An 11,276-nucleotide genomic window follows, 5' to 3' on the forward strand; every position below is an offset into this window, starting at 1 on the left:
AATGTGTTTGTATCTGGTAGAGCATTTCTTCAAGCATCACTTACTGCTATTACCTCTGGTGTGTAATAGTATGATTTATAACTGTGTGGTTTATAGCCAATCCGAAGCGACCAGTGCAAAAATGCAGGGTGATATTCGTGTCGGGGATGAGGCGGTGATCGGATCTCATGCCGTAGTGCTTGAAGATGTTCCAGCCTACAGCGTAGTGGTCGGAATCCCAGCCAAAGTGATCAAAACGAGCATTAATCTAAAGGACTTTTACTGATGTTTACTAGTTCAATCTATGTCAAGGTGCCAATCTGGCTGCAAAATGTCATGCTTTCTGTGCGGGCGCTTTCACGTAAAATGGTCAGAGAAAATGGCGAGATGCACGCCGTGCTAAAAGAGATCCAGGCTAATGAGTTTTCGCGCACCCATTTAGGCGATTACCAACGAGATAAGCTTCAAAACACCTTAGCTAATGCTCGTAATCATGTGCCGTTTTATCAGAATTTAGACTTACCCAATCTTGAGCTTGAGGATTTTCCATATCTAGATAAAGCGGTATTGCGTCATGACCACGAGCAGTTTATCTCGCAGAACAAGCCGTCAATGGTAGTAAAAGGAGCGACCAGTGGTACGACTGGTACGCCAATTATCATCTTACAAGATATGCGCTCGGTGATCCGTGAACAAGCATTTGTTCAAAGACAGTTGGCTTGGGCTGGCTACAGTAAAGGCGATAAGCGGGCGTGGATCCGTGGCGATATGGTGGTGCCACTGAGTCAAAAGCAGGGGCCGTTTTGGCGCTACTCTTGGTTTGAACAGATGATAGTGCTTTCATCTTTCCATCTTACATCGCAAACGATACCTAGTTATCTGCAAGCCATGGTCGATTTTGGAGTTGAGGTGATTCAAGCATATCCTTCTTCGATTGCTACGTTAGCCCGCTATTTAGAGGCTAACCAAAGTTATTATCCGGCGAAGCTCAAATCCATTATTACTTCATCAGAGTCTTTGTCTGCAGAAGATCGCCAAGTCATTGAGACGCGCTTTGGCTGTAAAGTGTTTGATTGGTATGGCCTATTTGAAAGGGTTGCTGCAATTGCTAATTGTGAGCATGGTCGTTATCACGTTCTCACCGATTACTCGCAGGTTGAATTTTTAGATGCAGGAAATGGTACTCATGAAATTGTTGGCACTAATTTCAATAATAGCTACTTTCCTCTAGTTAGATACAAAACTGGTGACCATGTCGTACTGTCTGACGAGAAGCAGTGTCCATGTGGGAGATTCTATCCAATAATTAAACGAATTGAAGGCCGAGTTGGTGATTATTTACTTGGCGAAGATGGACAAAAAATACATATCCTGAATCACATACCGAAAGGGATTGATGGTTTATTAGCTTGTCAATTTGTTCAACACAAGGCCCAAGAAGTTGAAGTTTGGACAGTTAGAGACGAATCAATATTTGGCACTTTGCAAGAAAACCAATTAATTAGCAACACCAAAGAGCGCTTAGGTGAAAGAATGAACATCATCGTAAAATATGTTGATGCATTGCCTAGAACAAAAAATGGGAAAATTAGACAAGCGATATGTAATGTCAAGGATGTGAAGTGAAACAAAAAATAAATTTAACCGTAGCGACGGATCTAAATGGCCAAGGTGGGATTGCAACGGTCTTAAATGTATACAAAGAATCTGGTTTCTTTGCTAATAACAACGTCAAATTAATTTCAACACATTCTACTAAAAATAGATTCGGAAAAATTGGGGCATTTGCATTATTCCTATTAGCAACGATAAAGTTGATCTCATATTTTATATTTTACGATATTGGTCTAGTTCACATCCATATGGCTTCCAGAGGCAGTTATCAGCGCAAGTCTCTTCTTATTAGGATAGCTAAAGCTTTTAAAGCTAAAGTTATATTACATTTACATGGTGCTGAATTTAGAGACTTTTATGCCAATGAATGTGATGAACGCAAACAAGCTCATATCAGACATACTTTTGAAATTTGTGATGTCGTTATTGTCTTATCAACACACTGGCTTTCTTGGGCAAATGAAACGTTAAGCAAAAGTGACCATGTAAAAGTTCTTTACAATGCAGTTCCATCTCTTCGGTTACAGCGTTCGAATGCCCAACCAGGAGTCATAGCTTTTTTAGGTAGAATTGGGCCTCGTAAAGGTGCATTAGATCTTCTTCATGCCTTTAAAATAGTTAAACAAGTTTGCCCTCATGCGTTGCTTAAAATGGCTGGTGATGGAAATGTCGAGGAATATAAGCAAGAAGCGAAAACGTTGGGTATTGATGGTTCTGTAGAATTTCTAGGTTGGATAAGTGGCACTGAAAAAATGGAGCTGCTAGAGATGACTGATGTTTATTGCTTACCGAGTTATAACGAAGGATTTCCTATGGGGATCTTGGAAGCGATGTCCGCTGAAATTGTTGTAGTATCAAGTTATGCAGGCGGTATTCCAGATGCTATTACCAATAATATTGATGGCTTGTTAGTTGAAGCCGGTGATATTTACAACTTATCTCAAGCTTTAATATCTATTATTAATAACCGAGATGTTAATCGCCAATTCGTCATTTCAGCCAAAAATAAATTCGAAGATAGATTTTCGATAAAAGCAATTATTCCCCAGCTACAAAATATTTATAAAGAAGTATTGGATACAGAGTAATGAAAAAAATTGCTGAGATACAAAATATCATTTTTGAGCAAGCTAAGTCTCATCAGTTTGCGGGGTACGATCCATTCGATGGTTTAAATTCACGTTGGTTTAATGCATTTCCATCACTTCGCGACTCTTTCATAGGCCTTTGTTGGATTCAATTTTTTAAACGTTCTCCTATTAATATGCGTCCGATTCTAGGTGTACCTGAAGGGCGTAATCCTAAAGGAGTTGCTCTATTTATTCTTGGTATGTTGGAGCAATACAAGGTCACGGGAGATAAAGCATTATTGATTGAAGCCGAATCACTTGCTAACTGGTTAGTGACTCAGTGCTGTGACAAAGCACGATGGGGGGCAGCTTGCTGGGGTTACCATTTTGATTGGAAAGCGAGAGCTTTTTTTGTACCTAAAGGTAAACCTAATGTGATTACGACTATCTATGTCAGTCGTGCTCTTTATGATTTAGGGGCTCATTTAGGTCGTGAAGATTTAATGGATATAGCGCTAAGCAGTGCAGATTTCATTGTTAATCATTTATACACAACATTGGAAGCGAGAAAGTTTTTTGCTTACATCCCTGGAGAAATAGCTTTTGTTCATAATGCCAGTTTGTGGGGAGCGGCTTGGGTTGCATTTGTTGCTAGTAAAACTGGCAATAAATATTATGCAGAGCTTGCGTTAAAAGTAGCATCTCAAAGTGTCAAAGAACAGGCTTCTAACGGCAGTTGGGTTTATGGCGATAGGCATCATCATCAATTTATTGATGGGTTCCATACTGGGTATAACCTTGAAGCACTTTATGAAATTCAAAAATCTTTAAATACCAATATATTTGATAGCACTATAGAATTAGGGCTTACATATTATAAAAATATTTTCTTCGAGTCAGATGGTACAGCCAAGTATTATGATAATAACAGATACCCACTAGATCCACACTCAGTGGCACAAGGTATTATTACGCTACTCAAAGTTGGAAAAAAGAAAGAAGATAAGGAATTAGCTGAAAAAATCATTAACAAAGCAATTGATGACTTATATATTGAAAATAAACAACATTTTCTTTATCAAAAAACTCAACGCTTCGAAAATAAGATCAATTATATTCGTTGGACGCAAGCCTGGATGTACTACTCATTTTCTCTTTATCTAAAGGAAATCTGTGGTGATTAGAGACTTTAAAATAGATAATGCGAAAGGAATTGGTATTATATTGGTTGTTTTTGGTCATTGTTTGTGGGTGAGCGAAGATATACTAACTTTGATTTACTCCTTTCATATGCCATTGTTTTTCATGATCTCCGGCTTTCTTTCGGTTAATTCATTGACGACGTATAGAAAAATACTGAGTAGATTGTTTTTGCCCTTTCTCTTTTTCTACTTGGTGTCTTACTTGTCATGGTTGCCTTTAAACCTCTTTGGTAACGGTGGTGCATCACAAGTAGATTGGTACTTGCCTCTCAAAGAGTTGCTCTTGTTACAACGTGATAAATTGCAGATCAATGGCGTGCTATGGTTTTTCCCTGCGTTAATTGTAGTGTCAGTTGTTGATTGCTGTTTTAAAGATAAACGCTATGATTGGTTAGGAGTAGCTATCTTTCTACTTCTTACATTGATTATTTCAATTTATGATCTAGATGAGGTTAGTCTGTATTGGTGCTTAGATGTATCAGTCGTATCAGGGCTATACTTCTTTATAGGAAGAGTTATAAAAAGGAAGAATGTTTTAGATGCTTCAATATTTATGGGGAGCTCAAAATACACTTTATTGATCGTTGCATCTTTGTTTTTTATTTTTTTGAGTATGCTGAATTCAAAAGTAGACATTAGATCATTAATTTTTGGCGAGCACCTTTCCCTTTTTCTAATCAATGCATTATTGGGTTCTCTGATTACATACTTAATATCTTGTATTATAGGGAATTCAAAAACCTTACAGTTTTTATCTATTGCATCTATTACAATATTCCCATTGCATTTAATTGTATTAAGGTTTCTTCATGCTTTCGAAAAGGTCTTTTTTCGAAATTCATCCTTTGAATTTTTTTTACCGTTAATAAATACATTGGTTGCGATATTGATTTGTAGTGTTATTCATGTTTTTTTAAATAAATATTTTGGTTTTTTATTAGGAAGAGGTTATGGAAAGCGAGTTACTAAATAAATCGATTAAGTTCTTAGACACACCGATGCATGTACTGACCATGAACGAAACCGTCGATATTATTAAGCGTAGGATTTTTAGTAAACAGTTTACACAGCATGTGGTCGTCAATGTGGCAAAAATCGTTAATATGCGCAGTGATGTTGAGCTTAATCGTTCAGTTACCGAGTGTGATATTGTTAATATTGATGGCATGGGGGTTGTTTGGGGAGCAAAATTCTTAGGATTTGATGTTAAAGAACGTGTTGCTGGCGTTGACCTTTTCTATGAATTGAATGCAATGGCTGAACAAGAGAAATTCTCAGTATTTTATTTAGGAGCACAGCAGGAAGTCGTTGAAAAAACATCGACGATTATGCAGCACAAGCATCCTAATTTATTGATTGCGGGCCATAACCATGGTTACTTTTGGGATGATGAGCAGGCTCTGGTCGAGAAAATTAAAGCATCCGGTGCCAAATTGTTGTTTGTAGCAATTACTTCTCCAAAAAAAGAAAATTTCATTAATAAATGGAGAGATGAATTGGGTGTCGATTTTGTCATGGGAGTCGGTGGTACTTTCGACGTGGTTGCTGGTAAGGTGAATCGCGCACCAAAATGGATGCAAAATGCAGGATTGGAGTGGTTATATCGGGTTATCCAAGAGCCTCGTAGGATGTGGAAAAGATACTTAATCACAAACAGTAAATTTGCTTGGCTTTTGCTAAAAGCTAAAATGAAGTGATTTTTATTACATTTTACGCTTGCTTAGAATTGTCATTTTCTATGCTGATTTTAAATAATAACTTTTATCTTAATTTCACCCAATTCAACTAAACTTTACAACTACCTTTTATTGTGAGTTTAATCTCAATTTTATGAAATTGAATGTAACAAAAGAAACTTGTTGATAAATTTTTTTAAATGAATGTCTCAATCTTATTCGAATGTTGAATGATAAATATCCGACTGATAGGCTCTTTCTCGATGAAGTACGGAATTTTCTATCAATCACTTATGGTGCAAAAATGAACAAATTATCATCTTCTTTGTTAGTTGGCTGTTTAATGCTGGCAACCCCTTTTTCAACTGTATCTGCTAGTGAAACGACTACTGCTGATATAGAAAAAATAGCTACGTCTATCGAATTATCTACACAGCAATTGACCGAAGTCGGTGGCTATATTGTCGCTGATGTGACTGTAAAAAACGCTGGTACTGATGCTGCAGACTTAAAATATTGGATTTCAGTAAAAGGTCCTAAAGGTCTTGTTTTTCCAGCAAAAGCTGTTGTACAAGTCAATAGTTCTGAATTTGAAGCTGATTCTGTAGAAAGCGGCTCTGCTTTAAAATTACGTCGTGGCATTTGGGTTCGTGATTATATGGACAATGGTTTGTATACTGTGTCGATTGAAGGTGTTAACACTGAAACAGGCCAAATTTTCAAAGAAACAACCCAGTTTGCCAAAGGTGTCGATCTTTTAAATGCTGCAAACTTGGATGGATTAACTCTAAATACGGCATTGGCGTTTGAAACTTCTGTTCCTAGTGATGGTGGATTCGTTCCATTATTCGTAGAAATAAATAATGCACGAGACTTTGCTGCTAACGTTGAATTTTGGATTACTGCCGAAGGTCCCGCAGGTTTGAACATTCCAGTACAATCTCGAGTTTTTCTAGATATCAATGCGGGAGATTCATATACTAAATCTCGCGGATTCAAATTTGATGCTAGTTACCCTGCTGGTGAATATAATTTTATTGCTCAAATGTATGATACGGCTACTGGCAAACGCGTTGAACGCTCAATTATTGTTGTGAAAGAATAACTATTATTTAGTTAATAAATTAAGGCCGACTCTATTGATATAGTCGGCCTTAGTTATTTTCAGCCAAATTCTATAGTGGATGATTCTCTTCAATATCGATCTTTTTTGTTTTAGGATCGATGGATATAAATGTTGTTCTATCTTCCAAACGATATTGATTATTCTTGATAGTTACGTTAGAAAAGGATAATTCGTTGTTTTGAGTTAACGTTCGTATTATAGAACGGTATTTACTCTCGTTAACGTTATCAAATTTAATGTTTTGAAACATGTTATTGGTTATCGATATGTTTCTTATCGGATCTACCGAATTCTCTGTATTGACGAAACTTTGTAATCGAATTCCTTGCTCTGAACCATCAAATACATTGTCATTAATACGAATGTCACCCCATTTAACGTTTTTTTCTGCTCTTGTATTTGGATATACATTGATTAGGAAACCATTGACATTTTTCACTTTATTTTTTTCAAATAAAACATCCGAATAATAACTCAACTCAACGGCTGTCCCATTTATATTTTGAAATGTATTGTTTAGAATTTTCGCATTAGAGACTTCTGTTCTTGAAGATAACTTTAATGTACAGCCATTAAAGTTGTTACCTTTAAATAGTATATTTTTACTCCCCCCTAACTGTGTACCCGCAGTGGCTTGTGTCGTTGTTACTTGCCCACAATTCTCAAAAGTATTTTGCATAACGGTTATGTTATTTGAAGTGACTGCATACATTTCTTCATCTGCACTCGTTGTTAGCCGTAAAGCTGCATCTCCAAAATATCGAAAATGGCTATTTACGATGTAGCTATTTGCCGTGCTTGCAAGGTAGAGCCCTTGCTCTCCCCAAACTGGTTCAATGTCGCCATTATTCAACCCATTAAAAGTAAGGTTATTGACCCATAATCCGTCGGTATACTTTACATAGAATAAGTACTCTCCAGAAAATGGGGCACATTTGCTCAGTTCTGGTTTACCGATCCCTATGATTGATACGTCTTTCTTATTTAGCAAACTGATTGTATTGCATAGTAGGTAGTGACCATCGGGTACGATTAAAGTATCGCCATCTTGTAATGTTGATAGAGCGTCTTGAAACGCACCGCTATCATCTTTTTGATCATCAGCGATTGCCCCAAATTGGGTTACTGAGTAAATATTTACCAGTGGTTCCATTGCTGTTGGGTAGCTTAAGGATACTGATAGTAGCACTATTGTTTTCATGAAAATTAAGTCCCTTATTCATATCATGGAATATAACTAGAGTATCACTACTTCAGGTTCTTTATTAATTGTGATTAAGATTCTAGATAAAAAACTATGTAGCCTGTCTTATGTATGAGACGTCTCATAAATGAGTCGTCGAATCGGAGCATTTGAGTTGATCAGATCCTTTCCGCTATTGATAATCCACTCGCACTATTAATGAAGCAAGGGACAACCGTAGCTAGGTTGTCCTACCAATAAAATAAATCGAGTCAAATTTATATTGGTTTGACAAAGAATAATATAAATAGCAGAGGGATGCTTTCCCATGACATCAAAATATTTTGCATTTGCTATCGGCATTTTGTCGTTGAGCAGCGCCGTGGTTCATGCCACAACGACAGATATAGCGGATATATCTACACAGTTAAAATGGTCTTGGAACGGAAGTTCCTTTAAACCTGAATCAGTACAGGTGATGATGACTCCTGTAGTGGCACAACTTAACGATGATAATGGCGATGGTAAAATCGATAATGGCGATGTTGCTGATATTATCATGGTGACCTTCGAAGGTAATAAGTATGCAAATGGTGGACTTGTCCGAGCTTTAAGTGGTGTTGATGGTTCAGAATTATGGACTTACGCTAATGGTGGAGTTATTGCAGAAGCAAGAAATTCACCTGCAGTAGCCGATTTAGATGGTGACGGCGTAGTCGAGATTGTTACTACCACTGCTGTTAGTCAATACATCAATGTGTTAGACAACACTGGTAATATTAAGAAGCAAATTTTAAAAGCAGAAACTGGCTGGCGCTCTATCGGCGAAATATCGTTAGCAGATCTAGACGGTGATTCATCAATAGAAATTTTATCTGCCGATGGTGTATACAACTACGATACCGGATTGTTATTTAGCCATTCATGGGCACCATCTTCTATCAGTGGTGACTTTGATGGTGACCAAGTTCAAGAAGTGTTTTCTGGTGGTGCACTTTATCAAAGTAGTGGCGCTTTAGATTGGCAATATCAAGCCAATGATATGGTTTGGTTTTCATCGTTAGTAAATCTCGATAGTGATGACAGCCCTGAAGTTGTGGTTTCAGTACCGGCTTCATATTCTAATGCTGCCAACAGTTCTTTCGCTGTTTTGGAACATGATGGGTCAACTAAATGGGAAATTAATAACTTGTCGAACCCTGGTGGTGGCGTGCAGGCTGTTGCAAATTTCTTAGGTGCAGATTCTCCTCAAGTACCGCAAGTGTCGAGCCAATCAAAAGTTTTTGGTTATACGCATCATAAGCAATCTTCTACCATTGCTTTTACTTCGGATAGCCAGCTTTGGGTGCGTTCTGGCGCGGCGATCGATGCGGTTGGTAGTGATGCAAATTCTTTAGTGGGTGGGCATGGTGGTCATTTAAACAACCCTGTTGATCTTTCTAAAGTGAAATCTATCGATATTACTTCAGGTCGATACTGGTGGGGTGGCCATCATATTTTAGCGCTAGATTTTAATTTTGTTGATGGCACGAGCACTACAATGGGCTCGAAACATTATGCGTTTTATAAGAAAACGGAACGTTTAACCGTTCCTGAAAACTCAAGCATCAAGGGACTAAAAGCTTGGACTGCTGGTTGGTTAATTGGTGGTTTGCAATTTGAGTTTGCATCAAATACTACTAGCAATGAAGTAAAAGGCATTGTCTATGCGGGCTATGCTGCCGTTGATATGTACAATCAGAACGGTGAGCTAGTTTGGTCATCGCCGAATGATGATATGAACAGCGGCAAAATCGGTGTATCAGCATACGACTTTGATAATGACGGAATTGATGAGGTTTTAGTTCAAGACATCCAAAGAGTCCGCATCCTTGACGGACGTACTGGTAAAGAGCTTGCCGTTATCGCTAATTCTACTAACACATTATGGGAGTACCCAATTGTTGTTGACCTAGCGGGCGATGACAATGCAGAACTGATTGTTGTGGCGAATGATTATAATAAAGCTACTGCGATCAACCACGGTGTTTATGTTTATGAATCGGCAGATTCTAGTAAGCCTTGGAAGAATGCAACACGAATTTGGAATCAACATTCATTCCATATTTCTAATGTAAACCAAGATGGAACAATGCCTACCAGCGCAGAGCCAAGTTGGTTGACTCATAATACCTATCGTTCTAGTACGCTCAGAGGTGCCACAAACTTACAATCACCAATTTTTGGTTATGAATTGGGTCAGGCTACGAAACACACGGTTAAGAGTGATGGAAAACTGTTTATTCGCTCTGGTCTGGCGATAGACGCGGTAGGTACATCGTTAGATAACCTTGCGGGTGGTAACGGTGGTGCGCTAAGAAGAGCGGTTGATCTTCGTCAAGTCAAAGCTATTGAAGTGACTTGGGGGGCTTACTATTGGGGGGGGAACCATATCGTTGCGTTGAAGTTTACGTATGAAAATGGGTATTCTGTCGCAATGGGGTCCAAGAACTACGCATCAAGTAAAACAACTGACACATTCCACATCCCACAGGGTAAAACTATTAAGCAAGTTAATGTTTGGAGCCAAGGGTGGTTGGTTGAAGGGTTACAGTTTGAACTGAATTAATAGTCAAAATTTGTATTGTTGATAAAAGCCCCAGTTGATCTGGGGCTTTCTTTTTATCGATGTTATTTTCTGAGCACGCCCGTAAGCGCGTCATAAACACCGCATTCTAATCAACTTCAGCACGCTATACGATCAAACCTCCAACCTCAAGGAGATTTGAAATGGTAAAACGACGCACCAACCAAGAATGGCAAACCTTGTTCGAGCAATACCAATCCAGTCATCTATCACAGCGGGTCTTCTGTGAGCGTAATGGGTTAAGTCTTTCTACTTTTTATGCCAAACGCCAGCAGTTACAAACTACGGAGTCAGCCAATATCGGTGGCTTTGTTAGAGCAGAAGTTATCGAAAAAACGACTCGCTACCAAGTGGCTCAAGCACCCGTCGCCAACATGACGCTATCCATTAATGATGTTGAACTCAGCATTCCCCAGGGAACACCTGTGGCCTACTTAGCCGAGTTAATCGGAGTGCTGTCATGAAGAGAATGCTTAGTGCACCCAATATTTACTTGTATCGAGAGTTCGTGGACTTTAGAAAATCCATCAATGGATTAGCAGCGATTATCGAGTCCGAAACCGATTTGCCGCTAGGTACAGGTGCGCTATTCCTGTTTACCAATAAACAACGCGACAAAGTCAAAGTGTTGTACTGGGATAAAACGGGCTTTGCCCTGTGGTACAAACGGTTGGAAAAAGCCAAATTCAAATGGCCCACTCAAGAGAAAAAGCAGGTCTACACCCTGACTCAATTTGACTTAGATAGACTGTTATCTGGCTTCACGATAATCGGCCATAAACCGATAAAAATAGACAACT

11 protein-coding genes are annotated in these 11,276 nt (G+C 38.5%); 10 read left to right on the forward strand and 1 reads right to left on the reverse strand.

Annotation, left to right across the window (positions count from 1 at the left end):
* The first annotated feature begins 1 nt into the window (after position 1).
* The 7 genes from EYW48_RS18305 (at position 2) to EYW48_RS18335 (ending at position 6,646) form a co-directional block, all read left to right on the forward strand.
* Positions 2–265 carry a hypothetical protein gene (locus EYW48_RS18305; protein WP_277432799.1) on the forward strand — a complete coding sequence of 88 codons (264 nt, stop codon included), beginning with the start codon at positions 2–4 and terminating at the stop codon, positions 263–265.
* Positions 265–1,605, forward strand: a complete 1,341-nt coding sequence (gene vpsH, locus EYW48_RS18310) for an exopolysaccharide biosynthesis protein VpsH (protein ID WP_277432800.1) — start codon at positions 265–267, stop codon at positions 1,603–1,605. The genes EYW48_RS18305 and vpsH overlap by 1 nt, the downstream gene beginning before the upstream one ends.
* On the forward strand, positions 1,602–2,681 hold the full coding sequence (locus EYW48_RS18315; RefSeq protein ID WP_277432801.1) for a glycosyltransferase family 4 protein: 1,080 nt from the start codon (positions 1,602–1,604) through the stop codon (positions 2,679–2,681). The genes vpsH and EYW48_RS18315 overlap by 4 nt, the downstream gene beginning before the upstream one ends.
* The gene (locus EYW48_RS18320) at positions 2,681–3,847 is read left to right on the forward strand and encodes an aspartate-semialdehyde dehydrogenase (protein WP_277432802.1); all 1,167 of its coding nucleotides are present in this window, start codon (positions 2,681–2,683) and stop codon (positions 3,845–3,847) included. The genes EYW48_RS18315 and EYW48_RS18320 overlap by 1 nt, the downstream gene beginning before the upstream one ends.
* Positions 3,840–4,838, forward strand: a complete 999-nt coding sequence (locus tag EYW48_RS18325; RefSeq protein WP_277432803.1) for an acyltransferase family protein — start codon at positions 3,840–3,842, stop codon at positions 4,836–4,838. Before EYW48_RS18320 ends, EYW48_RS18325 begins: the two co-directional genes overlap by 8 nt.
* Positions 4,816–5,562, forward strand: coding sequence for a WecB/TagA/CpsF family glycosyltransferase (locus tag EYW48_RS18330; RefSeq protein WP_053310294.1), 747 nt, complete (start codon positions 4,816–4,818; stop codon positions 5,560–5,562). The genes EYW48_RS18325 and EYW48_RS18330 overlap by 23 nt, the downstream gene beginning before the upstream one ends.
* Before the next feature lie 283 nt (positions 5,563–5,845).
* Complete coding sequence (locus EYW48_RS18335; RefSeq protein WP_277432804.1) at positions 5,846–6,646, forward strand: RbmA protein; 801 nt, start codon at positions 5,846–5,848, stop codon at positions 6,644–6,646.
* Between the two features lie 70 nt (positions 6,647–6,716).
* Here the strand turns inward: EYW48_RS18335 and EYW48_RS18340 are convergent, their stop codons facing one another.
* Positions 6,717–7,868, reverse strand: a complete 1,152-nt coding sequence (locus EYW48_RS18340; protein WP_277432805.1) for a glycosyl hydrolase family 28-related protein — start codon at positions 7,866–7,868, stop codon at positions 6,717–6,719.
* Positions 7,869–8,178: 310 nt separating this feature from the next.
* Between EYW48_RS18340 and EYW48_RS18345 the strand changes: the two genes are divergently transcribed.
* From EYW48_RS18345 to tnpB, 3 genes are all read left to right on the forward strand, one after another.
* Complete coding sequence (locus tag EYW48_RS18345; protein ID WP_277432806.1) at positions 8,179–10,458, forward strand: beta-prism lectin domain-containing protein; 2,280 nt, start codon at positions 8,179–8,181, stop codon at positions 10,456–10,458.
* A 161-nt stretch (positions 10,459–10,619) separates the two neighbouring features.
* A complete protein-coding gene (locus EYW48_RS18350) occupies positions 10,620–10,940 on the forward strand; it encodes a hypothetical protein (RefSeq protein ID WP_096036147.1) in 321 nt (106 codons plus the stop codon).
* Positions 10,937–11,276, forward strand: a 340-nt coding sequence (tnpB, locus tag EYW48_RS18355; RefSeq protein WP_277432807.1) for an IS66 family insertion sequence element accessory protein TnpB, incomplete at its 3' end; no start/stop codon positions are given. The genes EYW48_RS18350 and tnpB, both read left to right, overlap by 4 nt.

Origin of the sequence: Vibrio sp. 1180_3 (assembly GCF_029478545.1) — a bacterium.
GTDB classification, from domain to species: Bacteria; Pseudomonadota; Gammaproteobacteria; order Enterobacterales; family Vibrionaceae; genus Vibrio; species Vibrio aestuarianus.

What these genes read in the sequence shown, in the direction of transcription:
- EYW48_RS18330 (WP_053310294.1), top strand. Translation starts at nt 4,816, where the DNA reads ATGGAAAGCGAGTTACTAAATAAATCGATTAAGTTCTTAGACACACCG.
- EYW48_RS18320 (WP_277432802.1), top strand. Translation starts at nt 2,681, where the DNA reads ATGAAAAAAATTGCTGAGATACAAAATATCATTTTTGAGCAAGCTAAG.
- EYW48_RS18345 (WP_277432806.1), top strand. Translation starts at nt 8,179, where the DNA reads ATGACATCAAAATATTTTGCATTTGCTATCGGCATTTTGTCGTTGAGC.
- EYW48_RS18305 (WP_277432799.1), top strand. Translation starts at nt 2, where the DNA reads ATGTGTTTGTATCTGGTAGAGCATTTCTTCAAGCATCACTTACTGCTA.
- EYW48_RS18340 (WP_277432805.1), bottom strand. Translation starts at nt 7,868, where the DNA reads ATGAAAACAATAGTGCTACTATCAGTATCCTTAAGCTACCCAACAGCA.
- vpsH (WP_277432800.1), top strand. Translation starts at nt 265, where the DNA reads ATGTTTACTAGTTCAATCTATGTCAAGGTGCCAATCTGGCTGCAAAAT.
- EYW48_RS18335 (WP_277432804.1), top strand. Translation starts at nt 5,846, where the DNA reads ATGAACAAATTATCATCTTCTTTGTTAGTTGGCTGTTTAATGCTGGCA.
- EYW48_RS18350 (WP_096036147.1), top strand. Translation starts at nt 10,620, where the DNA reads ATGGTAAAACGACGCACCAACCAAGAATGGCAAACCTTGTTCGAGCAA.